Here is a 25,712-nt window from a genome sequence, read left to right as displayed (position 1 = left end):
TAGGGTCATAAATAAGGCTCAAAAGCCTATAAACCTTGATGGTTCCTTATATTTGTTTGTTACGGAATTTAAGTAAAATTTACACTCAAATTATGAGCGAAGAAAACGATAAAAGTGGATATGGTGCTGATCAGATTCAGGCACTAGAAGGTATGGAGCACGTACGCATGCGTCCATCGATGTATATCGGTGATGTAGGAGTGCGTGGATTGCACCATCTAGTGTATGAGGTGGTAGATAATTCTATTGATGAAGCGCTTGCCGGTCATTGTGATAATATTACAGTGGCAATTAATGAAAATAATAGTATTACCGTTACCGATGATGGTCGTGGTATTCCAGTTGGAATACATAAGAAAGAAGGTGTTTCAGCCCTACAAGTTGTAATGACTAAGATTGGTGCTGGTGGAAAATTTGATAAAGATTCTTATAAAGTTTCTGGTGGATTACACGGTGTAGGTGTTTCTTGTGTGAATGCACTTTCTGATCATTTAAAAGCAACTGTTTACCGTGACGGTAAGATATGGGAGCAAGAGTATGAACGTGGTAAGGCGATGTATCCTGTTAAAGCAATAGGTGATACTGATAAAAGAGGTACAGATGTGACCTTCTTGCCAGATAGAAGTATTTTTACACAAACTACTGAATTTAGCTATGAAACTTTAGCAAATCGTTTAAGAGAATTAGCTTTCCTTAATAAAGGTATTAAAATCATTCTTACTGATAAACGTCATAAAGATGAGGAAGGAAACTTTGTTACAGACGTTTTTCAATCTGAAGAAGGATTAAAAGAATTTATACGTTTTCTAGATGACACGCGTCAACCTATCATTGCAGATGTGATCTCTATGGAAGGCGAGAAAAATGGTATCCCTGTAGAAGTAGCTATGATTTATAATGATAGTTATGCAGAGAATCTTCATTCCTATGTAAATAATATTAATACTCATGAAGGTGGAACACATTTAGCAGGTTTTCGTCGTGGATTAACTTCAACACTTAAGAAGTATGCAGATGCGTCTGGTCTTCTTGATAAATTGAAATTTGATATTGCAGGTGATGATTTCCGTGAAGGTTTAACCGCTATTATCTCTGTAAAAGTTCAAGAACCTCAATTTGAAGGTCAAACTAAAACTAAACTAGGTAACCGTGAGGTTACCAGTGCGGTGTCTCAAGCTGTTTCTCAAATGCTTGAAGCATATCTAGAAGAGAATCCTAATGATGCCAAAACGATTGTGCAAAAAGTTATTCTAGCGGCACAGGCACGTCATGCCGCTCGTAAAGCTCGCGAAATGGTGCAGCGCAAGACCGTGATGAGTGGTGGTGGATTGCCAGGTAAGTTATCTGATTGTTCTGAGACTGATCCTACATTATGTGAGGTATTCCTTGTTGAGGGAGATTCTGCAGGTGGAACGGCTAAGCAAGGTCGTGACCGTGAATTTCAAGCAATTATGCCGTTGCGTGGTAAGATTCTAAATGTAGAAAAGGCCATGACTCATAAGGTTTTTGAAAATGAAGAAATTAGGAATATTTATACTGCATTAGGTGTAACTATAGGTACAGAAGAGGACTCAAAGGCGCTTAATCTAGAAAAGCTTAGATATCATAAAGTAGTCATCATGTGTGATGCCGATATTGATGGTTCTCACATTGCTACTTTAATATTAACATTCTTCTTCCGCTACATGCGTGAAATGATTGAGAAAGGTTATATATATATTGCTACTCCACCTTTATATTTAGTAAAAAAAGGTGCTAAGAAGCGTTATGCATGGTCTGATAAAGAGCGTGATGAAATCGCAGAGAGTTTTGGTGGTGGAGTGAATATCCAACGCTATAAAGGTCTAGGAGAGATGAATGCTGATCAGTTATGGGATACAACTATGAATCCGGAATTTAGAACTTTAAGACAAGTGACTATAGATAGCCTTCCAGAGGCAGATCGTATATTCTCTATGTTAATGGGTGATGAGGTGCCGCCACGTAGAGAATTTATTGAAAAGAATGCTATCTATGCAAATATTGACGCATAGTAATTGTTGTTTCTTATTATTTTAATAAAAAGGGTCCTTTATATTTAAAGGGCCTTTTTCATTAATTGAACCATTAACTCTTTATTTTCGTAATTATTAAACAAAATATGATTGGTATGAAAAAGTTCTTTTTATTATTAAGTGTTTTATTAGGTTCTATTATTACAACTGCTCAAGACGGATTCTCAGACATACTAGCCGCTGGTGTAGAAGCTGGAGAACGTTATTCAAATTCCTACATGGCACCAGCAGGTGAGGCATTAAGTTTTAACTTAAGTTCTGGATGGTACGATGACGCGCGAGTTTTAAAGCCTGGTAAATTTAAAATTCAGGTTAAAGCCCACGGTACATTTGCACCTGATAGTAAAAAGAATTTTCTTCTAGATCCTGCTGAATATGAGGCTATTATTCAAGATAGCTATGATAACACTAATAATCCGCCGGCAAATATAGAAGTTAGTTTTGGCGATGGCTCTACAGCACCACGTTCTATTGCGACAGCTTTAGGAGAAAACGCTATGGAACAACAATTAATAATAAGGAGTAGAGAGGCTACAAGTGGGATTTTATTACAAGAAGATGTGATTAATTTACCAAATGGTTTAGGTAATGAAGGTTTAGATCTTGTTCCTACTGCTTTTTTACAAGCTGGTGTAGGATTAGGTGCTGGACTAGAGTTAAAAGCAAGGTTAGTTCCTAAAATAACCTTTGAGGAGGCAGAAACCAGTTTGTATGGGGTAGGACTACAATGGGAATTTACTAAACTTTTACAACCTAGTGATGATTCAACGCTACCTATAGCGGCATCATTTCTTGCTGGTTATACTCGTTTAGACGCTTCCTATGATTTTGAAGATGGAGTTGTCGTTGATGGAGCAAATCAGTCCATAGAGACACAAATTAGTAGTTTAAATCTATCAGCAATAGTTAGTACTAATTATAAGGTTCTTAATTTTTATGGTGGTTTAAATTATTATAGAGGAACAACTCAAACGGACTTACTAGGTACGTATACATTTGCCTCTAATACAGTTATATTTCCTATAGCTGCAACTGTTGAAGATCCAATATCAGTAGATACAGATATCAATGGCTTTTTAGGAACTGCAGGTGTAAAGCTTACTCTAGGAGCATTTAACATTAATGCAGACTATACTTTTGGAGAATATAGTACAGCAACAGCCAGTATATTTTTCAGAATTTAATCCTGTTAATATATTCCTTATTTCATAAGCTCTAATTCTAATTTGTGGTTGCCGTTTTGTATTTTTACAATCTGCTGGAAGTCCAACAGATAGACCATTTAATTTAATAAATTTAAAAAATATAATAATGAAAGTAACCGTAGTAGGAGCAGGCGCAGTAGGCGCAAGTTGTGCAGAGTATATCGCTATTAAAGACTTTGCAAGTGAAGTAGTCATCTTAGATATTAAAGAAGGATTTGCGGAAGGTAAAGCCATGGATTTAATGCAGACGGCTTCTTTGAACGGTTTTGATACTAAAATTACTGGTTCTACTAGTGATTATTCTAAAACTGCAGGTAGTGATATCGCAGTAATTACATCTGGAATTCCTCGCAAGCCAGGTATGACTCGTGAAGAGTTAATAGGTATTAATGCAGGAATTGTTAAGTCGGTAGCGACTAGTTTAGTGGAGCACTCGCCTAATGTAATTCTTATTGTGGTTTCTAACCCTATGGATACCATGACCTATTTAGCTCACAAAGTAACAGGTTTACCTAAACACCGTATCATAGGAATGGGTGGAGCTTTAGATAGCGCTCGTTTTAAGTATCGTCTGGCAGAAGCTCTTGAAGCTCCTATATCAGATGTTGACGGTATGGTAATCGGTGGTCATAGTGATAAAGGTATGGTGCCTTTAACACGTCTAGCTACTCGCAACTCAGTACCAGCTAGTGAATTTTTAAGTGAAGATAGACTTAATCAAGTTTTAGAAGATACTAAGGTAGGTGGAGCAACATTAACTAAATTATTAGGTACTAGCGCATGGTATGCACCAGGTGCAGCTGTGTCAGGATTAGTGCAAGCAATCGCATGTGACCAGAAAAAAATCTTCCCATGTAGTGTATTGTTAGATGGTGAGTACGGGCTTTCTGACCTTTGTATAGGAGTGCCAGTTGTGTTAGGTCGCAACGGTATTGAAAAGATTGTTGAAATTAACTTGAGTGATGCAGAAAAGGCAAAACTTCAAGAAAGTGCCGAAGGTGTTAAGGTAACTAACGGCCTTATCTAATATTTACCTTAGGTATAAGCTTAAAACCGCTCTATTTTTAGAGCGGTTTTTTTATGGAAGAAATGTTATTCTTCAGTGGTTACTGGTATTACGCTTTCGCGAAAGCGTGAGTTAAAAGACAGCTTGGTATATCATTATCGTAAGCAGAAGAATTAGCTTTTTGCCCATCATTTCTAGAACGTTCTATTTTGTTATATTTGCCGCATGAGTTTTAAATGGTACATAGGCATATTTATTGGCCTTATTTCAATTTTTGTTGTTCAGCAACAGGAATCTATGGTGCCTAATCAGGAAATTGTATTACACTTTAATAATGATGCAATTTCTACAGAAGACGTTCAGTGTTCTCTCAGTTTATTGAAGAATCAACTTACCGATGTTGGAGTTGTTGATATTAAAACTGAACTACAACCTAGTGGTGGTTACAAAATTAGTTACCATAGCGATCTTAGCGTTACTAGTATTAAAAATCATATCGATGTTGATGCATTTACTGGCTTTATAAATCAACAATCACCTTTATCTGATGTTCCTGTTCAGGATGATGAAGTGGTGTTGTTAATGGATGTGTATGATATCCAGCAAGATGCAGGTGGATTTGCAGATACTGATAATGCACTATTATTTGAAATCAAACAGGATTATTCACGTGGTTCTCAAGTAAGTCACCCATTTTTTTCTGGTGAATTATATCCAAGTTCAATTACTGTTTTTATAGATTCTTTGCAGGACACAAATTGTGTTTTAGGTCATACTATAGCAAATCGTCCATATGCTGTTCCCGCTGTGAGAGCTGGACCCATTTTATCTTAAGAAAGACTATTTCTTTCTGTTTTTTATAACCTTTAACCAAGGTCTATTTCTTTAACTATTTCTTACCGTTAAAGAATACCATTATTTATATCAAAAAAATCACATACAATCCTATGGCTCACTATATATTTGCCGGATTGAAAAATTTTATTAAAAACAATTAATTATGCAAAATAAAGGACTGATCAGAGTTTTTGCGATCGTTTTTGCATTGGTAAGTATTTACCAATTAACCTATACTTTTATTACTAATAAAGTAGAAGGAGATGCAGATACGTATGCAAATACAATTGTAAACGCAGATGATCAAAATGCAGCCACACTAAGAGATGAGGCTACAAAATCTTATCTAGATTCTATTGCGTCTAAAGACGTATGGGGTGGATATACTACCTATGCCGACGCAAAGGAACAGGAACTTCAAAAAGGACTAGACCTTAAAGGAGGAATTAACGTAATTCTTCAAATTTCTGTAAAGGATCTATTAATAGGTATGGCAGATGGATCTAAAGATCCAGATTTCAGAACAGCTTTAGAGCGAGCAGATGAGCGTATAAAAGATGGTCAGGCAGATTACTTTGACTACTTCTTAGAAGAATTTAATGCTATCGATGGTGCAAAGCTAGGTTCTCCTGATATTTTCTCTAATCAAGAAATGGATGGAGTAATAGACTTTAATATGTCTAACTCAGAAATTGAGCCTAAATTAAGAGTGAAGCTTAAGGAATATATGGTTAGTGCTTTTGAAGTACTAAGAAAGCGTATTGATAAATTTGGTGTAACGCAACCTAATATTCAACGTTTAGGTGATTCTGGACGTATTTTAATTGAATTACCAGGTGCAAAAGATATTAAGCGTGTTGAAGATATCTTAACAAGTACGGCTCAATTAGAATTCTGGCACGTATACAAGGCTTCAGAAGTTTCACAATTTGTGATTGAAGCAGATACTTACTGGGCAGAAAAGTTAGCTGCAAAAAATCAAGAATCTCAACCAGCTGATTCTACGGAAGCTGATTCGGTATCTGATGATGTTGCAGACGCTGCTCAAGATGCTGCTGATCAAGCGGTAGATGCAGTAGGAGATATATTAGGTAATGATGCTACAGCAGATGCTGAAGGAGAAGATGCAGAATTTAACTATGATCAAAACCCAATCTTATCTAGAATGCTTGCTCCAGGTAACGGTACAGGTCCAGTTATCGCAACTTTTAAAGCGTCAGATAAAGATGTTATTGTTAGTTACTTAAATGATGCTCAAGTTCGTTCTAAATTACCAGCAGAATTGCGTAACGTTAAATTTGCGTGGGGTTTACCAGTATTAAATGATGAGTTAGGATATGAAATTACAGACTTATATGCGATACGTTCTAACCGTGAAGGTGAAGCGCCATTAGGTGGAGCTGTAATTACTGATGCACGTCAAGATTTTGAAATGAGTGGTCAGGTAGTAGTAAGTATGTCTATGAACTCAGAAGGAGCAAAAATCTGGGAAGACATGACTACTGAGGCTTATCAAAATGGGTCTCAAATAGCGGTAGTTTTAGATGATACTGTTTATAGTGCACCTGGTATTACTAATGGACCTATTACAGGAGGAAGCAGCCAGATATCTGGAAACTTTACGGTTGCAGATGCTGAAGATTTAGCAAACGTTTTACGAGCTGGTAAATTACCTGCAGGAGCAGAGATTATTCAAAAAGCAGTAGTAGGACCATCTTTAGGTAAAGAGGCTATTAGTAGTGGTTTATGGTCTTTTGGTATTGCATTATTACTAGTATTAGTTTGGATGGTGTTTTATTACGGTAGAGCTGGACTTTATGCAGATATTGCATTAGTAGTGAACATCTTGTTTATTTTTGGTGCACTTGCTTCTCTTAAAGCAGTATTGACCTTACCTGGTATTGCCGGTATCGTATTGACCATAGGTATATCTGTGGATGCAAACGTTCTGATTTTTGAACGTATTAGGGAGGAATTAGCAAAAGGTAAATCTCAAGCAGATAGTATTAAAGATGGTTTTAATAACGCCTTAAGTTCTATTCTTGATGCAAACATTACAACTTTCCTTACTGCATTAATTCTTTTCATTTTTGGTACAGGTCCAATTCAAGGATTTGCAACAACTTTAATGATCGGTATTCTTACTTCATTATTTACGGCAATTTTCATCACTAGATTATTTATTGATGGATACGGTAAAAATGGTAAGTCGCTTGCATTTTCAACACCTATAACTAAGAACTGGTTCAGAAATGTAAATATTGATTTCTTAAAGAAGAGAAAAGTAGCATACATGATATCTCTTGCTTTTGTATTGATTAGTGCTATCTCATTATTTACAAAGAGTTTGAACTTTGGTATTGACTTCTCAGGTGGTCGTACGTATACAGTTCGTTTTGAACAACCAGTTAACGCTACTGAAGTAACTAAAATGTTGTCTGCAGAAGATGTTTTCGGAAGTGCAGAGGCTAAGACTTATGGTTCAGATAATCAATTAAAAATTAGTACAAAGTATGGTATTGATGGAGTAGATGCTGAGGTTACTAAAGAGATTGAAGACAAATTATTTGCAAACTTGAAGCAATATATGCCAGCCGATATGGATATGGCTACGTTTGTTGATGTGAGTAAAGACGATAAGCAATATGGGATTATGTCTAACTTCCAAGTAGGACCTACAATTGCAGATGATATCTTAACAGGATCGCTATATGCTATTTTTGGTTCTCTAATTGTAGTATTCCTTTATATCTTAATTCGTTTCCGTAAATGGCAGTTCTCTTTAGGAGCGGTTATCGCTGTGTTCCATGATGTATTAATAGTATTAGGTATATTCTCTTTAACTTATGATATTCTACCATTCAATATGGAGATTGATCAAGCTTTTATTGCAGCTATACTAACGGTTATTGGTTACTCACTGAATGATACGGTAGTTGTATTTGATAGAATTCGTGAATTTATTAACGAGAGAACAAACTGGGAATTTGCACGTACGGTAAATGCAGCAATCAGCAGTACTATCTCTAGAACATTGAATACATCGTTAACAACATTAATTGTACTTCTTGCTATTTTTACATTCGGTGGTGAGTCTATTCAAGGATTTATGTTAGCATTAATTATCGGTGTTTTAGTAGGTACGTATTCATCTGTATTTATTGCAACTCCTATCATGTTTGATACTATGGAGAAGTCAAATGGTAAATTACTTCCTAAAGAGCCTAAACCGGCTAAGGAAGAATTATAAGAACATTTTCCTCTAAATTTAAAACCGCTGTGATTTTTCACAGCGGTTTTTTTATATCCATTAATAGCTTTTTTTCACTTTTTATCTAACGCAAAAGTTCATTCTTAATAATAAGTTAATAGAATTATTCATGATATAGCTTGGTGTCATACTATTTTATTATTTTGCATGGTGTTTTAGCGAGAGCAAGAACACTCTATTACTAACTGAGATTAAACTCTAACCCATGAAAAAATTATTACTCTTAACCTTAAGCTTGTTGTTTACAGCCACGATAGCGACAGCTCAGGATTTTCCAATGGCTGATGGAAGTATAGTCACTTGTTCAGGAACTTTTTCTGATTCTGGTGGACCAACGGCAGATTATCAAAATAGCGAAAACTCCATATTTACAATCTGTTCTCCTTTTGATACTGATTTTATGTCCTTAAATTTTACTTTTTGGGATTTGGGTGTAGGAGATATTTTATTAGTTTATGATGGAGATATGGCAACAGGTAGTCCTCTTGCTGTATATAGCACTACAAATGTTCCTGGTTTGATAACTTCTTCCGCAACGAACTGTTTGACATTTAGATTTATTTCAGGTGCTACTGGTGTTGCAGACGGCTGGCAAGCTGCTGTTTTATGTATTGATAATTGTCAAACAATAGCAAATACTGTGACATCCACTCCAGCAGCTGATGGTGATGGAATTACAAGAATTTGTCAAGGTGAAACGATAAATTTCTCAGCAACTACCGTATTTAGTGTAGATGGTACTGGTGCAACTAGTGAGTGGAGATTTGATGATGGAACTGTTGTTGCGGGCAATACAGCTTCTAAATCATATCCAAATGCTGGTATCTATAGAGCAGATTATGTAACATTTGATGTTAACGGTTGTAGAGATAGATTTTTTGATGACGTAGTGATCCAGGTATCAACGACTCCAGATTTTACAGGAACGCTAGCTGCCGATACTTCAATTTGTTTTGGAGAATCAACAATAATTACAGGAATGGTAGAAACAGTTGAGTTTGTTGCAGATGTAGCTCCGCCTATTGCTGGTACCACTTTTTTACCAGATGGTAGTGGAGTTTCCTATCAAACATGTATCGATGTAACTGGTTTTCCTGCAGGTTCAACTTTTCAAAATGCTTCTGATTTATTGAATTTCTTTATAAATATGGAGCATTCTTACTTAGGTGACTTAGATATATCATTAACAGCACCGGATGGTTCGAGTATTCAAATAATTACATATCCTAATGGTGGTGGAGGTACATTTTTGGGTGTACCAATTGATGTAGATACAAATCTAAATCCTGGAACTGGATTCATATACACTTTTACTGAGGCAACAACAGCTACTCAGACTCTTGCTCAAGCCGCTGGAGGTTTTGGAACTACTTTGCCGGCAGGTGACTATAGAACAGAAGATCCTTTCTCTGCATTTATTGGAGCACCTCTTAATGGGCTTTGGTGCCTTACAATTGTCGATAATATAGGAAGCGATAATGGTTTTATTTTTGAATGGGGAATTAATTTTAATCCAGTGATTATACCAGCGGCTGGAAGATTTGAGCCCGGAGAAGTAACTGAACAATGGCTTACAAATGCCGACATTACTGCTACTAATGGATCAGATATTACTGTTACTCCTACCGTTGCAGGTCAGAATTGTTATGATTTTGAATTAACAGACAGTTTCGGTTGTACATATACAGAAACAGTTTGTATCGATGTGGCACCAGAAATTACAAGTGTTCAACCAGCAGATATTATTGTTTGTCAAAATACAGGATCTGTTACGGTTGACTTAACAGCCAAAGATGATGAGATCAGAAATGGCCTAGTCGCTACAGATTATGATGTGACCTATTTCAATAGTGATGCAGACGCACAAGCAGACATGAACCCTATTTTAACACCAGATGCTTTTGCGGTTACTACTAGTACTACGGTTTGGGCAAGAGTATTTGATAATGTAAATTCTTGCTTTAAAACAGAACAAGTAAATGTTACTTTCCAAGAAGTGAATTATAATACCGTTGCAGATCTTGAACTTTGTGATGATTTATCTGCAGATCAAGTAGAGACATTTGACTTAACATCTCAAATTGCAGGCATATTAGGTTCACAGTCATCTGCAGACTTTAATATTGCCTTTTTCAATAGCCAAGCAGATGCCGATGCTAATACAGGAGCGATTACAACTCCTGCAGCATATGATAATGTTTCTAATCCAGAAATCATATATGTTCGTGTTTCAAACGCTCAAGATCAAGATTGTTACCAGACAGGACAATTTAATATAGAAGTATTAAGCGCTCCAGCGATAGGAGCAGTGTCAGACGTGTCTGACTGTGCTACTAATCCTATCACAAATCAATTAGATCTAGTACTTGCAGACTATGACGCCGCAGTATTAAATGGACAGAGCGCAGCAGCCTACACTATTACTTACTACAATAGTGAGGCAAATGCACAAAGTGGAGCAAGTGCATTAAGCTCGCCTTATGCATCAACAGATCAAGAAACGATCTATGCACGTATTACAGACAACGCTACAGGATGTTTTGACTACACCTCATTCAACATTACTGTTGAAGTATGTGAAGTAGTGATACCAGAAGGATTCTCGCCTAATAATGACGGAATCAACGACACGTTCTCTATTCCTAATTTAGAACAATATCCTAATTTTGAGCTTACCGTATTTAATAGAAACGGTAGTACTGTTTATGAAACTAAAGCATCTAATTATGAAGAGTTTGCTGGTGTGCCTAATAAAGGAGCATTAGCAGGCGACGGACTTCTTCCAGTAGGAACCTATTTCTATGTAATTAAGTACAACGATGCCGAAACAGAAGATGTAGCTAGTTGGGTTTATATCAACTATTAATACTGTAGTAATTACGCTTTCGCGAAAGCGTATCACAGACATCTGAATTTTAAAAAAGAGCCTTTCATTTGAGAGGCTCTTTTTTTATACTGTCATTCTGAACTCGTTTCAGAATCTGCTGGTGCTGTAAAACTGAGTTTTGTTTTATATGATCATCCATCGTCGCTATAAAATGAGATGCTGAGATAAATTCAGCATGACAGGTCTTATGTCTTTTTTAGTAAATTTAAAGTTTATGCCAAAAAGAGCTCTTCATAATTATACTGTTTATATCTTAACCAATAAAAAATTAGGAGTACTATATACAGGCATGACTGGAGGATTAGACGATAGATTATTGAGGCATCGTTTAGGGCAAGGATCCAAGTTTACTAAAAAATACAACGCTAGTAAGTAGGTCTATTTTAAAGAATTTCAATATGTTAATGATGCTATTACTCGTGAAAAACAAATTAAAAATTGGCATCGACAGTGGAAAATAAATCTTATTGAAAAGGATAATCCTTATTGGGATGATTTATCTAAAAATTGGGTTTTATAATATTAAAATTAGGTCTGTCATTCTAAACTTGTTTCAGAATCTGCTGATCATGAAAAGCTAGAGATTGAGTTGCAAAATAAGTCTTCATCGCTGTAAAATCAGATGCTGAGATAAACTCAGTATGACAGAATATTTCTTAGTAAGACATGATTATTTCTATTCCCAAACAAAAACATCACCTACATCTAGGCCCCATTTTTCTGCAAGGCCAGCTTTTATTTCTAAGGCATATTGTGCAGGTCCAGCACTAGGTAACAGTGTTTCATCCATAGGTTTTGCGTTCTCTACAAAACTTACAATAGTGCCATCTGCTTTAAGATAGATGATGTCAAGAGCGATTTGCGTATTCTTCATGTAAAAAGAAAGTTCTTGTTCTTCTTTAAAAACAAATAACATCGCTTGATCATTATTCATGCTGGTACGGTACATCAATCCTGTTTGAATATCATAATCCGTATCGGCAATTTCAACCTCTAGAGTTTGTATCGTATCTCGAGTAGCTTTTTTGATCAAGTAACCTGTAGCTTCTTTGGTGAAAGAGATTTCGTCAGTACTTAAGGAAGCAGATTTTTCATCGCGACAACCTGTAAGTGCCATAGTAGCAATAATAATAGTAAAGATTGAATTACGCATTGGCTTTAGGTTCTTGGTTTTTGAATAGCCCTTTAGGACTAAACATTAAAAAGAGTCCGATTAGTATAAACGGTATACTTAAGAATTGACCAGTATTTAAACCGTATTCTAAAAGTAGTTCTTGATCTGCGTTTGTTTGCGAAGCTTTGATAAACTCTATAAAGAAACGTACTGTAAATAAGAGCACAAAGAAAAGGCCAAGGATATAACCTAGTTTATGACGTTTCTCTGTTTTCCAATAAACCAGATATAAAATCACAAATACACCGACATAACATATAGCTTCATATAACTGCGCAGGATGTTTAAAAGGTATGGACTCTAGAACCTCAGTAAATTGCGGATTATTTACGACCGTATCTATGGCTTTATCGGTATCAGTATAGCCCGTTTTTTGTAATGCGGCAGCCACATGTGGATCTGACGTATCCCTTACAAATTTAAATCCAGCCCAGAAATCTCCACTTTCCTTTCCGTTAATCTCACTATTGAATAGGTTTCCTAATCGTACAAAAGTTCCTCCTATTGCGGTAGGGATTACAATACGGTCTAATACCCAAAACATATGTTTTTTTAAATGTTTTCTACTGTAAAAAAACATGGCTATGATGATTCCTAATGCTGCACCATGACTAGCCATACCAGCAAATCCCGTCCATTCAAATGGGTCTAAAGAAAAAGGTAGTAAAACGTGTAATGGGTCATTAAAAAGTACCTCTGTCTCATAAAAAAGATAATGCCCGATACGCGCACCAGCAAGGCAACCTATAACGGTATACATAAACAAAGGATCTAACTTATCCATTCCTACACCATCGCGCTTAAAAATTGGTTTAATGATATACCAGCCTAGTACAAAGGCAATGACATAAGATAAACTGTAAAAATGAATGGTAAAAAATCCTAGATCAATCCCTTCTAATGGGTTCCAGATAACTTTTAATGAATACATATGCTTTTATTGAGTGGCTAAATTAAGGATTTTAGTTGTGAGGTTTTAGTTTTTGAGTAGTGAGTTTGTCTTGCAATAAGAATGAAAATGTGGGCTAAGATATTTTCGGATTTTAAAGTTGTTATATAATATGATTATTATAAAAGTAAAAGCCGTGTTTGGTTTAGCTACAGTCGAGACCTAGATATATTTCTATTTTATGGTATAATAACTTGTAAGTGAGTAAAAGGAAAATCTGTAGCTTTTAAACTTAAACTTAAACTTAAACTTAAACTTAAACTTAAACTTAAATCAGGGAACCGGATCATAACCACTGCCGCCCCATGGATGACAGCTCAGTATTCTTTTAAGGGCTAGCCAGCCACCTTTAAAAGCACCATGTTTTTTTAAGGCACCGACAGCATAATGAGAGCAAGTAGGCGAGTACCGGCAACTCGCTGGTGTGAAAGGAGATATCGCAACTTGATAAAACCTTACAATCCACAATAACGGATATGCCAGTATCGAATACTTCATTTTTATTTTACGGTATAAGTAGTGCCGTCTGCACCATCTTTTAATTGAATACCTGCAGCAACTAATTGGTCTCTAATTTGGTCACTAGTGGCCCAATCTTTATTAGCTCTTGCTTGCGTTCTTAAATCTATAATTAATTGCATCGCGCCATCCAGGTGTTTAGAGTCTGTAGAGCCCGTTTTTGAACTGGTTTCTAGACCCAACACATCATAGAAAAATGCATTAAATGTTTCCTTAATCAATTCTATGTCAGCAGCTGTAGCTGTTTGTTTACCTTCTTTAACCGCATGAATCATTTTGGCACCTTCAAAAAGCTCGGCAATAAGAATAGGCGAATTAAAATCATCATTCATGGCTGCATAACAACGCTCTACCCATGCAGGCACATCTATGCTGGTTTCTTTACTTGATGTTAGATCAGCGATAGTTTTAATGGCTTCACTTAATCTATTGAATCCTTTTTCTGCTGCTAGGATCGCATCGTTACTAAAGTCTAAAACACTTCTATAATGCGCTTGCATCATAAAGAAACGTACGACACTAGGTGAAAATGCCTTTTCCATAAAGTCATTATCGCCAGTAAAGAGTTCTTCTGGTAATATAGAATTACCAGTAGATTTAGACATCTTTTTACCGTTAAGCGTTAACATGTTAGCGTGCAGCCAGTAATTTACTGGACTGTGGCCATGCGCTGCCTCACCTTGTGCAATCTCACATTCATGATGTGGGAATTTTAAATCCATACCGCCACCATGTATGTCAAAAGTCTCTCCTAGATATTTTGAACTCATAACAGTACACTCTAGATGCCATCCTGGAAAACCATCGCCCCATGGACTAGGCCATCGCATGATGTGTGCTGGACTTGCTTTTTTCCACAATGCAAAATCCTGTGGATTATCTTTTTCACTCTGCGCATCTAGCGCCCGAGTATTAGCAATCATATCTTCTAACTTACGACCGCTTAGTTTACCATACTCATGGTCCTCATTAAATTTAAGAACATTAAAATAGATAGATCCATTACGTTCGTAAGCATATCCGTTATCAATAATTGTTTTGATAATTTCTATTTGTTCAACGATATGACCAGTTGCTGTAGGTTCAATATTAGGCGGTAGATTGTTGAATTTATTTAGAACGTTATGAAAATCTAGCGTGTATTGCTGTACGATTTCCATAGGTTCTAGTTTTTCTACACGAGCCTTTTTTGATATTTTATCTTCACCTTCATCAGCATCATCAGTTAGATGACCAGCATCTGTAATATTGCGCACATAACGCACTTTATAACCTAAATGCTGTAAATAACGATAAATCATGTCAAAAGAAATGAACGTACGACAGTTTCCTAAATGTACATTGCTATATACCGTAGGACCGCAGACATACATGCCTACTAGACCTTCGTTTATAGATTTAAAAATTTCTTTTTCTCCCGTAAGAGAGTTGTACAATTGGAGCTTTTGATCTTGATATCGCACCATGATTTATATATTATTTGAAGTAGTTGTAGGTGATTGATTTTTAAAAATACGCTTTCGCGAAAGCATAATATAAAAGCTTTTTACCCAATAAAATTTATGGGGCAAAACTATCTACAAACTTACGATTCTATACTAATTAAAATTTTGTTTCCATTTTAATGTAATCGAGAAATTCTCGACGTACAATAGGATCTTTAAACGCACCGCCAAATTCACCGGTCACCGTACTGCTTTCTATATCACGTATACCGCGACTATTAACGCATAAGTGCTTTGCATCGATAACGCAGGCTACATCTTCTGTATTCATGACCTGTTGCAGTTCACGTACAATCTGTATGTTTAATCGTTCTTGAACCTGTGGACGTTTTGCATAATAATCTACAATACGGTTCATTTTAGAAAGTCCAACGACAGATCCGTTTGAGATATAAGCAACGTGTGCTCTACCTACTATAGGAAGTAAGTGGTGCTCACAGGTAGAATAAAGTACAATGTTCTTTTCTACGAGCATCTCGCCGTATTTATACTTGTTGTCAAAGGTTGATGCACTAGGTTTTGCATCTGGACGTAAACCGCCAAAAATTTCTTTTACAAACATTTTGGCAACACGATTGGGTGTGCCCTTTAAGCTATCATCAGTCATGTCCATTCCTAGAGTTTCAAGGATGTTGTGGACATCTTTTTTGATGAGTTCTATTTTTTCTGCATCGCTTTTTTCAAAAGCGTCAGGTCGTAAAGGTGTTTGTTCATTTGATGATAAATGATCGTGATCATCTACATTATTAATTAAGTCTTCTATTTTCATGTGCACATTTGCTCTAAAAGGAGCCATAAATATTAAAAAGCAAAGGTATGGAATACGGATGTAATACGAGTGTTTTAAGGGATTTAGACTAAAGAAAAGTGATGTTGCGTTAAGATGATGTTAAGGATTTTCTGCATATTTGTAGAAGCAGATGAAAAAGTGAAAAAAGCAAATTTAAAACGATGAGATATTTATTAACAATTGCGATAATCTTTATAGGGTTATTTGCCACTGGTCAAGGAATTATTAATATGCCCGATAATAACGGCGTTCCTACTAGGTTTGTAACCTGTAGTGGTTCCTTTAATGATGATGGTCAAAATGGAGATTATGGAAATAATATAAATGGTTATGCCGTTTTTTGTCCAGGTATACAGACCGATAGGATGCAGCTCAACTTTATCCAAATGATTATCCAAACCGGAGATGTGTTAACCATCTATGATGGTGATTCTACAGCAGCGCCGCAATTAGGAACTTTTACTAATACGACTACCGCACCAGGAATGTTTCAGGCTAGCGCAGGAAACCCTACGGGTTGTTTAACGGTGACCTTTACTTCTAATGGTAGTGGAACTGGTGCAGGATGGAGAGCTGGGATAAGCTGTTTTGATCCTTGTCAAGCGATAAGCACTACAATTTTAACAACACCAGCACCCGATGCAGATGGGATTGTTCGTATTTGTCAAGGTGATATTGTAAACTTTGATGGGTCTGCAACCTTTAGTGTTGACGGAACTGGAGCTACCTATGAGTGGGATTTAGGTAACGGTGGAGGATTAAATGCTGGAGCAATTCAAAGTGAAACTTATACCACATCTGGTATTTATTTAATAGACTTTGTAGTTACTGATGCAACCGGTTGTTCTGATCGAGAATCTAGAGATGTCGTTGTTCATGTATCTACAGATCCAGATTTTACAGGAACCGCAGCGGTAGATAATACCATCTGTTATGGAGAGTCTACTGATATTAATGGTAATGTAACACCTATAGAATTTGCAATAACGCCATCACCACCTATTACTGGTAGAACATTTTTACCAGATGATAATGGGACAACCAGTTATCAAACTTGTGTGAGTGTTGATTTGTTCCCACCTGGAGCGACGATGACTAACGCATCTGATCTAGTAGATATCTTCTTAAATATGGAGCACTCCTATTTAGGTGATTTAGATATATCAGTTACTGCACCTAACGGAGCAACTGTTTCTTTACACACTTATGGAAGTGGTGGTGGAAATACTTTCTTAGGAGTACCTATTGATATTGATACTGATTTAAATCCAGGTACTGGATTTGATTATGTTTTTACAGAAAGTGCAACGCAAACTTGGGCGCAAGCTCAGGCTGGTGTAACTACTTTGCCAGCAGGTGATTATTTGCCAGTTGATCCTTACAGTACCTTTGTAGGTACACCGCTTAATGGACAATGGTGTATAAACATTACAGATAATTTGTCGTCTGATAATGGTTATATTTTTTATTGGGGACTTAATTTTAATCCAGCAATTATCCCAGCAGACTTATCATTTACACCTAACGCGACCAGTGAGCAATGGCTAGCAGATCCTTCTATAACTAATACGGTAGGAAGTACGATAACAGTAACGCCTACTGCTGAAGGTGTGAATTGTTATACTTATGAATTTATCGATAATTTTGGATGTACCTATACTGATACGGTTTGTATTACTGTACTTCCAGAAATAACTAACGGTGTTCCATCTGGATTTGTCATTTGTGATCCTACAGGAACAGCCGCTACAGTAGATTTAACAACTCGTGATGTAGAGATATTAAATGGTCTTGCAGCAACAGATTTTCCTATTACTTATCATTTGACACAGTCAGATGCAGAGAATGGAGTAGGAGCAATAACAACTCCTACGGCATATACAAACACATCAAATCCACAAACTATTTATGCAGCAATCACAGATAGCACAACTATGTGTGTGGTTGTTGAATCATTTGATATCTCTGTGGGTAGTGCAGCTTATAATACAGTTCCAGACATTGACTTATGTGACGATCCTAGTAATGATGGGTTTGAGATTTTTGATTTAACTTCACAAGAGGCTGGTATCTTGGGTAGTCAATCGGCTATGGATTTTACCGTTACTTATCATACTACTCAACTAGATGCTGATGCTGGTATAAATGCTATACCTAATCCTACTAGTTATGTAAATGTGCAGACACCAGCAGAAACAATTTATGCGCGTATAGAAAGTGTTACAGATGCTACATGTAATGATACAGGAAGTTTTGATATCACTGTTTCTCCTACACCAATAGCAAATATTCCTATGGATATAATTGCGTGTGATGATGTGTCTAATGATGGAATAGCAACGTTTATTCTTTCGTCTAGAAATAGTATGGTGTTAGGAGCTCAAAACCCAACAGATTTTAGTATTTCTTATCACAGTACTCAAGCTGATGCAGATTCAAATACAGCAGCTTTAACTAGTAGTGGTTATATGAATGCAGGTACTGGTCCTGAAACGATTTATGTTCGTATAGAAAGTGTACTTAACGATGAATGCTATAACACAACTTCATTTTTAATTAGAGTTGATCCTCAAGCTGTGTTTAATACGGCTCAAACTATCAATTTGTGCGATGATACTTCTAACGATGGTTTTGAAATTTTTGATATAACAAGCAATGAAACTGATATTTTAGGAACTCAAAATCCAACAGATTTTACGATTACTTATCATAATACTCAGATGGATGCAGATATGAATACGGCGTCCATTCCTAATCCAGGAAGTTATACTAATATTTCAACAGCTGTTGAAACCATTTATGTTAGAATTTCTCCTAATGGAAACGTGAATTGTTATGCAACGGGTACCTTTGATATTGAAGTAAGTCCTACAGCTGTTGCAAATCCTGTTACTGATATGACATTGTGTGATGATTCTTCAAATGATGGTACTGAAGTATTCGACTTATCTACACAAACAGCAACGGTATTAGGAACACAATTACCTGCTGATGTTGAGGTGACTTATCATGCATCACAAGCAGATGCTGATGCGGACACAGGATCTTTAGCCTTAAACTATCCTAATACTTCAAGTCCACAAACAATTTATGTTCGTGCAGAAAATGTTAATAATACTGATTGTTATACAACGACAAGTTTTGATTTAATATTAAATCCAGCACCTACTATTGCAGCTGCTGCAGATTTACAATTATGTGATGATCCTAGTGGTGATGGTGTAGAGAATTTTGATTTAACGGTTAATGAAACTGCAATTCTTAATGGTCTAGTACCAGCAGATTTTATGTTTACCTACCATACGAGTCAAGCAAATGCAGATGCTGATGCGCCATCTATTGCAACCGCTTATGATAACACATCCTCGCCAGAAACAATTTATGTAAGAGTAGAAAACATTAATACAGGATGTTATAACACCACTAGTTTTGATTTAATAGTAGATGCTATTCCTGCTATAGCAGCCGTTTCTAATCTTGAGGAATGTGATGAAGATGGTGATACGGTTGCGTTATTTTCTTTAAGCGATCGAGAGTCCGATATTATAAATGGCCAGACCGGTGTGACTGTATTATATTATGCTTCTAATGCAGATGCTTTAAATAATACCAATGCATTAGATGAAAACTCTTATTCTAATACCGCAAATCCTCAAACTATAAGTTATAGACTAACTAATGCTTCTGGCTGTTATGCAATAGGGGACTTTATTATTGAAGCAGTTGCGGCACCAATGGTAATTACTCCTATGGATGTAAATAATTGTGACGATGGTACTGGAAACGCTATTGCAGATTTAGCACCGGTTACTACTCAAGTTATCGGTAATCAAACAGGTGTTACTGTGAGTTATCATGAGTCACAAGCCGATGCTGACAATGATTCAAATGTAGTAACATCCACTTATGCTTACAGTTCAGATACCACTTTATTCATAAGGGTAGAAGATGATAACACAGATTGTGTAAGTTTTACCACAGTTAATTTAATTATCGATCCATTACCACAGCCTAGCTTGTTGTCACAATACGTTTTATGTATTGATAATAATGGAGTTTTATTAAATGGTCCAGAGGTTCTGGACACTGGTTTGAACAACACAGATTATACCTTTGAGTGGTTTTTAAATGGAGCAGTTATCGCAGGTTCTAACAGTGCTTCACACGATGCAATAGAGCCTGGTGACTATGAAGTAATCGTTACTAACATTGCTACTGGATGTGATAATTCCACTACGACCAATGTGAGACAATCAGGTATTCCTACAGCATATAGTGTCGACGTAACAACAGAAACCTATGCAGTAGATCATCAGATAATCGCGACTGCAACAGGACCAGATGAATACTGGTTTAGACTTGATGATGGACCATATGTAAACAATGGAGTGTTTAATAACGTATCACCAGGATTACATAATGTAACGATAGCTGAACGTTCTGGTTGTGGTGAAATAATCGTTGAGGTGTTTGTATTTGGTTATCCGGACTACTTTACACCTAATAATGATGGTTATCATGATACTTGGAATATCATCGGTGCAGATCGATTACCTATTACAACCCTATACATCTTTGATAGATATGGTAAATTGTTAAAACAACTAGATACCGTAGGACCTGGATGGGACGGGAATTATAATGGACAGCCATTACCTAGCTCAGATTATTGGTTTAAGATAGAGTATGAACAAGATGGAAGAAGAGGTGAAGCAACTGGTCACTTTGCATTGAAACGATAGATTAGTTTGTATTTCGCTTTCGCGAAAGCAAAATCATATTACCAATATGAATCTTTTAATCTTCGTTAACAAAAAAAGCCTTTGAGAGATTTCTCAAAGGCTTTTTTTGTTATGTCCAATAGTTTCTAGAAATTAAAACCTATGGTAGCGATAATGTTATTTTGAACATTATTAATTGCAGCGCTAGAAGTTAAGCCAGACTCAAATAGTTGCTGGCTGTAATCTCTTTCTGCACGATCGTAAGAGATGTCTAGCGTAGTTTGTCCCCAAGTGTATCCTAAACCTAAGCTGTATCCAGTTAGATCATCCATGATATCTTTGTTTTTATAAGGAGACTGCTCATTACGGTATCCTGCACGTAATGACCAATTGCTAACTCGGTATTCTCCACCTATACGTAACGTACCAGCATTCGTTAAATCTTGATTTATTTGTCGATTGTTTTCAGCAAAAAGAGGATCGCTGGAAGGCTTAAACTTTAGACTAGAGTAGTTTTTTGAACTGTAATCTATGCTTATTAGACCTTTCTTTCCAAAGATGTAAGCGAGGCTTCCACTGATACTGCCAGGTGTTCTTAAATCGTAAGGTGCAAAGATATTAACTACATTAGGGTCAATAATCTCAGTTATGGTGCCACCACTTCCATCAGCACGTCTTGCAGATACAGATTGTGTGATAGATTCTTCTACATCATACCATGTAGGCGATTCATAAGCAGCACCTATTCTTATGGCGTCTGTTAATTTTGCTATAGCGCCTACTTGAAGAGAGATACCAGAGGCTTGAACATCTAGATAATTATTAAATCTTACAGCATCTACTAATGCTCCATTGTTATTTTGTTCTGAAAATGATGTAGAACGTTGATAGTCTATATAATGAGTGTTTATGTTGAGTCCTAAACTCAATTTGTTTTTAATTTCTAACGCTCCATTAAAAGATAATTTACTTTGATATCCAGAAGTGTTTTGAGAAAGTTGTTGGTCAAATGTTCCTGTCCCAGTATTAGAAACATAGGCAGTATTAAATTCATCGTTGTTATCAACGGCATCAATGACAAAAGATTGATAACCTAAAAAACCCTGTTGAGCTCCAAATCCTTGATCTTCACCTAAGAATCGATAAAGACCAGAAACGGTTTCATCAGGCCTTAATTGAAAATTATCGAGTTCGACTCCATTTGCAAAACTTAAAAAATATTCAGAAATAGAGATATTATTAGTGCCAGCTATAAAAAGATTGTTATCGTAATTACGAGTATCGTCATAATTAAGTCCAAACGAGAACTTTGTTACAGCTGCGTTCTCATTTTGATTTTTATATACTAAAACAGCTCCAGCTTGGTTTAAGGTAAAGTCATTATCGTTATTTTCTGCAGATGAGCTGTTGAAATTACTGTCTGTCTGATTACCGGTATACCCTAGCGAGACACTTGCGTAATGGTTAGCAAATATGACAGATCCTGCAGGGTTGCTTCCTATGGCTGTAAGGTCTCCTCCTAAGGCTCCAAAGGCTCCACTCATACTACGATAGCGAGCGGTTCCATATGAGCCTTGTTGGCCATATAGTAATCCATCAGCTATCGTTTGCCCGTAACTGCTTACTGCGCCTAAAAGGCAAGCGCATAATATTATTGATTTTTTCATAATAAAATAATGAGTTTAAAACTATCCTCTACGACCACTAGATCTTGTTCCGCTAGATGATCTTCCAGATGAACCACTAGATGATCTTGTAGAACTTGAAGAGCTTCTGCTACTAGAGCTTGAACGCCCCATAGTACTGCTTCTAGAGGAGCGACTAGAAGAGTTGTTTCTAGCTGTTGTATTACTTCTTGACCTCGTAGAACTACGTCTTGATACTCCTGTGCTATTTCTACTAGTACTACGAGAGTTCGTTGCAGTTGTTGAGCGACCTCGACTTACACCGTTAGTACCTCTACCTACGTTACGTCTTGTTGTGTTTCTATTGTTCACCGACGTTGTTCCTCTAGAGTTTCTTGAAGTATCTCCTATGGAATTTCTAGAATAGAAATTTCTATTACCATTTACAAATGCGTAATTATTTCTATTGTAATAGTTGCCCCATCCATTATTCCAGCCTCCATAAAAACCATTCCAACCTCCGTAAAATCCATTCCAGCCAAAGCCAGAATTCCAACCATAGGCTCTAAACCATGGATTTCCCCAAACGTAACCTGTGTTCCATCCAAAAGGTCGATTCCATCCTAAAGGTCGATTCCAGCTATTCCAACCTATACCTGGTTGCCATCCCCATGCAAATCCAGTATTCCAGCCCCAATTATTCCATCCGTTATCGTAATAGTTAATAACTACCGTACTTGGAGTTTCACCAAAACCACTTTCTCCACCGCCATAATTTGAGGTATAGTCTGGATTAGATTGATCATAGCTTTGAGAAGAATAACTGTCTACATCTGTAAACACACTGTCTTGACCAAAGTTTTGTCCATATTGTTCAGCTTTTTCAGCAAATAAATTTTTATAATAAGATCCGCTATTCTCTTCATAGCTCACTTGATCTATTTCTTCGTCTTCGTAACTATCGCCGTAAATTCCATCATTATAGGATACCGCATCAAACGAGCCACATGATGTTATAATTATCATCAGTGCCAATAGGGCATAAATGCTCGATAATTTTGGAAATTTTAAAGTAGATGTTCTCATAGCGTAATAATTTATGATGATAGTATAAAAATAAGTAGTTTTGAGGGCTAAATAAACCTTTTAACAAAACTTAATAATAATCATCAAGTTTTGTGCCAAAATAAAGTACATGGGAAAGAACTTAACCAGTAGAAGTGAAGACTATTCAAAATGGTATAATGAGCTAGTTGTTAAAGCAGATCTAGCAGAAAATAGTGCGGTTAGAGGATGTATGGTTATTAAACCATATGGCTATGCAATATGGGAAAAGATGCAAGCAGAGTTGGATCGTATGTTTAAGGAAACAGGACATCAAAATGCTTACTTTCCACTTTTTGTTCCTAAAAGCCTTTTTGAAGCTGAAGAGAAAAATGCTGAAGGATTTGCAAAAGAATGTGCTGTTGTAACTCATTATAGATTACAAAATGATCCTGATAATCCTGGTAAGTTAAGAGTTGATCCTGAGGCAAAACTTGAAGAAGAGTTAGTGGTAAGGCCTACAAGTGAAGCTATAATATGGAATACTTATAAAGGATGGATTCAATCTTATAGAGATTTACCATTACTGATTAATCAATGGGCTAATGTCGTAAGATGGGAAATGCGTACTAGATTATTTTTGCGTACAGCAGAGTTTTTATGGCAAGAAGGACATACGGCTCATGCAACAAGAGATGAGGCGATTGCTGAAGCAGAGCAGATGAATGATGTTTATGCAGAGTTTGCTCAAAACTTTATGGCGATACCAGTGGTCAAAGGGCTTAAGACTGAGAGTGAGCGTTTTGCTGGGGCAGACGAAACTTATTGTATTGAGGCTTTAATGCAGGATGGTAAAGCATTGCAAGCAGGAACATCACATTTTTTGGGTCAAAATTTTGCTAAGGCTTTTGATGTGAAATTTACTTCAAATGAAGGTAAGCAAGAATATGTGTGGGCAACTTCTTGGGGTGTTTCCACGCGTTTAATGGGTGCGCTTATCATGACTCACAGTGATGATAAAGGATTGGTTTTACCGCCAAACTTAGCGCCTAATCAAGTAGTTATTGTCCCTATTTTTAAAACAGAAGAGCAATTTGATGAGATTACAAATGTGGTAAATGGATTGATAAAATCTTTAAGATCAAAAGGTGTTACTGTGAAGTATGATAAGAGAGACACTTTAAGACCAGGTGCAAAATTTGCTCAGCATGAATTACAAGGTGTTCCGTTAAGAATTGCTATAGGAGCTAGAGATCTTGAGAATGGAACGGTGGAATTAGCGAGGCGAGATACCCTTTCTAAAGAGACAACTGCTATAGCTGGTATAGAGGATAAAGTAGTGGGTCTTTTAGAAGAAATACAGTCGTCGTTATATAATCGAGCATTGGAGTATAAAGATACACATACCACCAAAGTGGATACTTTTGAAGAGTTTAAAGATGTGCTTGAGACAAAAGGTGGGTTTATTTCTGCGCATTGGGATGGAACAATTGAAACAGAAGATAAAATAAAAGAAATTACTAAAGCTACAATCAGGTGTGTGCCTTTAGATGCTGATAATGAGGAAGGTATTTGTGTTTTTAGCGGTAATAAATCTTCAAAAAGGGTGTTATTTGCAAAGGCTTATTAAAATTTTTTAAAAAAAGTTGCCTTTGATGTTTGCGAGATTGAAAAAAGTACTTATTTTTGCATCCGCTAAACGAGCAAAACATTAATGGCCCGTTCGTCTATCGGCTAGGACGCATGGTTTTCATCCATGTAAGAGGGGTTCGATTCCCCTACGGGCTACAACAAATTAGGTTTTAAAAAACCACATTTAGAAAGTATATGGCAAATCATAAAAGTGCTTTAAAAAGAATTAGAAGAAACGAAGTTGCTAGACTTAGAAATAAGTACCAGCACAAAACAACTCGTAATGCTATTAAAAAATTACGTGAGACTGAAGATAAGTCTGAGGCTCAGAAGCTTTATGTAGAAGTTACTTCTATGGTAGATAAGCTTGCTAAGCGTAATATCATACATGATAACAAGGCTTCTAATATTAAGTCAAAACTTGCCAAGTTTGTTAATGCGTTATAGTATTTGTTACTTTTAAAATTTAAAGCCTTTCATTTATGAAAGGCTT

Annotated in this window: 17 protein-coding genes and 1 tRNA gene; 11 read left to right on the top strand and 7 right to left on the bottom strand. The window is 36.4% G+C overall.

Annotated elements, in window-relative coordinates:
- Positions 1 to 92 precede the first annotated feature (92 nt).
- The 7 genes from gyrB to IL45_RS15370 all read left to right on the top strand — a co-directional run bounded on the left by gyrB (position 93) and on the right by IL45_RS15370 (position 11,636).
- Positions 93 to 2,033 (top strand): DNA topoisomerase (ATP-hydrolyzing) subunit B, encoded by a 1,941-nt coding sequence (gene gyrB, locus IL45_RS06985; RefSeq protein ID WP_036581900.1) that lies wholly within the window; start codon positions 93 to 95, stop codon positions 2,031 to 2,033.
- Positions 2,034 to 2,149: 116 nt separating this feature from the next.
- Positions 2,150 to 3,238, top strand: coding sequence for a DUF6588 family protein (locus tag IL45_RS06980; protein WP_036582138.1), 1,089 nt, complete (start codon positions 2,150 to 2,152; stop codon positions 3,236 to 3,238).
- 127 nt (positions 3,239 to 3,365) lie between these two features.
- On the top strand, positions 3,366 to 4,286 hold the full coding sequence (mdh, locus tag IL45_RS06975; protein WP_036581898.1) for a malate dehydrogenase: 921 nt from the start codon (positions 3,366 to 3,368) through the stop codon (positions 4,284 to 4,286).
- A 204-nt stretch (positions 4,287 to 4,490) separates the two neighbouring features.
- Entirely contained in the window at positions 4,491 to 5,099 is a 609-nt protein-coding gene (locus IL45_RS06970; RefSeq protein WP_036581895.1) for a hypothetical protein, read from the top strand.
- A 166-nt stretch (positions 5,100 to 5,265) separates the two neighbouring features.
- Positions 5,266 to 8,352: a protein translocase subunit SecDF gene (secDF, locus tag IL45_RS06965; protein WP_036581893.1), complete on the top strand. Its 3,087-nt coding sequence runs from the start codon at positions 5,266 to 5,268 to the stop codon at positions 8,350 to 8,352.
- 226 nt (positions 8,353 to 8,578) lie between these two features.
- A complete protein-coding gene (locus IL45_RS06960) occupies positions 8,579 to 11,239 on the top strand; it encodes a T9SS type B sorting domain-containing protein (RefSeq protein WP_036581890.1) in 2,661 nt (886 codons plus the stop codon).
- A 235-nt stretch (positions 11,240 to 11,474) separates the two neighbouring features.
- Positions 11,475 to 11,636 (top strand): GIY-YIG nuclease family protein, encoded by a 162-nt coding sequence (locus IL45_RS15370; protein ID WP_316930403.1) that lies wholly within the window; start codon positions 11,475 to 11,477, stop codon positions 11,634 to 11,636.
- Between the two features lie 300 nt (positions 11,637 to 11,936).
- On the opposite strand, the gene IL45_RS06950 is transcribed toward IL45_RS15370, so the two are convergent.
- From IL45_RS06950 to folE, 5 genes are all read right to left on the bottom strand, one after another.
- A complete protein-coding gene (locus IL45_RS06950) occupies positions 11,937 to 12,413 on the bottom strand; it encodes a DUF192 domain-containing protein (RefSeq protein ID WP_036581888.1) in 477 nt (158 codons plus the stop codon).
- A complete protein-coding gene (gene lgt, locus IL45_RS06945; RefSeq protein ID WP_036581887.1) occupies positions 12,406 to 13,365 on the bottom strand; it encodes a prolipoprotein diacylglyceryl transferase in 960 nt (319 codons plus the stop codon). Before lgt ends, IL45_RS06950 begins: the two co-directional genes overlap by 8 nt.
- 291 nt (positions 13,366 to 13,656) lie before the next feature.
- Entirely contained in the window at positions 13,657 to 13,881 is a 225-nt protein-coding gene (gene yidD / locus IL45_RS06940; RefSeq protein WP_036581885.1) for a membrane protein insertion efficiency factor YidD, read from the bottom strand.
- Positions 13,882 to 13,883: 2 nt separating this feature from the next.
- Positions 13,884 to 15,368 (bottom strand): cysteine--tRNA ligase, encoded by a 1,485-nt coding sequence (gene cysS, locus IL45_RS06935; RefSeq protein WP_036581882.1) that lies wholly within the window; start codon positions 15,366 to 15,368, stop codon positions 13,884 to 13,886.
- A 136-nt stretch (positions 15,369 to 15,504) separates the two neighbouring features.
- Complete coding sequence (gene folE / locus IL45_RS06930) at positions 15,505 to 16,176, bottom strand: GTP cyclohydrolase I FolE (protein ID WP_036582137.1); 672 nt, start codon at positions 16,174 to 16,176, stop codon at positions 15,505 to 15,507.
- 182 nt (positions 16,177 to 16,358) lie between these two features.
- On the opposite strand from folE, the gene IL45_RS06925 reads away from it, so the two are divergent.
- A complete protein-coding gene (locus IL45_RS06925; RefSeq protein WP_036581879.1) occupies positions 16,359 to 20,939 on the top strand; it encodes a T9SS type B sorting domain-containing protein in 4,581 nt (1,526 codons plus the stop codon).
- A 125-nt stretch (positions 20,940 to 21,064) separates the two neighbouring features.
- Here IL45_RS06925 and IL45_RS06920 read toward each other — a convergent pair whose 3' ends face one another.
- Both IL45_RS06920 and IL45_RS06915 read right to left on the bottom strand, forming a co-directional pair.
- Positions 21,065 to 22,585 carry an OmpP1/FadL family transporter gene (locus IL45_RS06920; protein ID WP_036581877.1) on the bottom strand — a complete coding sequence of 507 codons (1,521 nt, stop codon included), beginning with the start codon at positions 22,583 to 22,585 and terminating at the stop codon, positions 21,065 to 21,067.
- A gap of 21 nt (positions 22,586 to 22,606) precedes the next feature.
- Positions 22,607 to 23,629 (bottom strand): hypothetical protein, encoded by a 1,023-nt coding sequence (locus IL45_RS06915; protein WP_051788683.1) that lies wholly within the window; start codon positions 23,627 to 23,629, stop codon positions 22,607 to 22,609.
- Positions 23,630 to 23,738: 109 nt separating this feature from the next.
- Between IL45_RS06915 and proS the strand changes: the two genes are divergently transcribed.
- The 3 genes from proS (at position 23,739) to rpsT (ending at position 25,666) form a co-directional block, all read left to right on the top strand.
- Positions 23,739 to 25,217, top strand: coding sequence for a proline--tRNA ligase (proS, locus tag IL45_RS06910; RefSeq protein WP_036581875.1), 1,479 nt, complete (start codon positions 23,739 to 23,741; stop codon positions 25,215 to 25,217).
- 86 nt (positions 25,218 to 25,303) lie between these two features.
- Positions 25,304 to 25,375, top strand: a tRNA-Glu gene (locus tag IL45_RS06905).
- A 39-nt stretch (positions 25,376 to 25,414) separates the two neighbouring features.
- Positions 25,415 to 25,666 carry a 30S ribosomal protein S20 gene (rpsT, locus tag IL45_RS06900; protein WP_036581872.1) on the top strand — a complete coding sequence of 84 codons (252 nt, stop codon included), beginning with the start codon at positions 25,415 to 25,417 and terminating at the stop codon, positions 25,664 to 25,666.
- Positions 25,667 to 25,712: the final 46 nt, after the last annotated feature.

Origin of the sequence: Nonlabens ulvanivorans (assembly GCF_000732625.1) — a bacterium.
GTDB classification, from domain to species: Bacteria; Bacteroidota; Bacteroidia; order Flavobacteriales; family Flavobacteriaceae; genus Nonlabens; species Nonlabens ulvanivorans.
The sequence above is the reverse complement of the archived record's forward strand: the minus strand, read 5'-3'. Positions and strand labels throughout refer to the sequence as shown.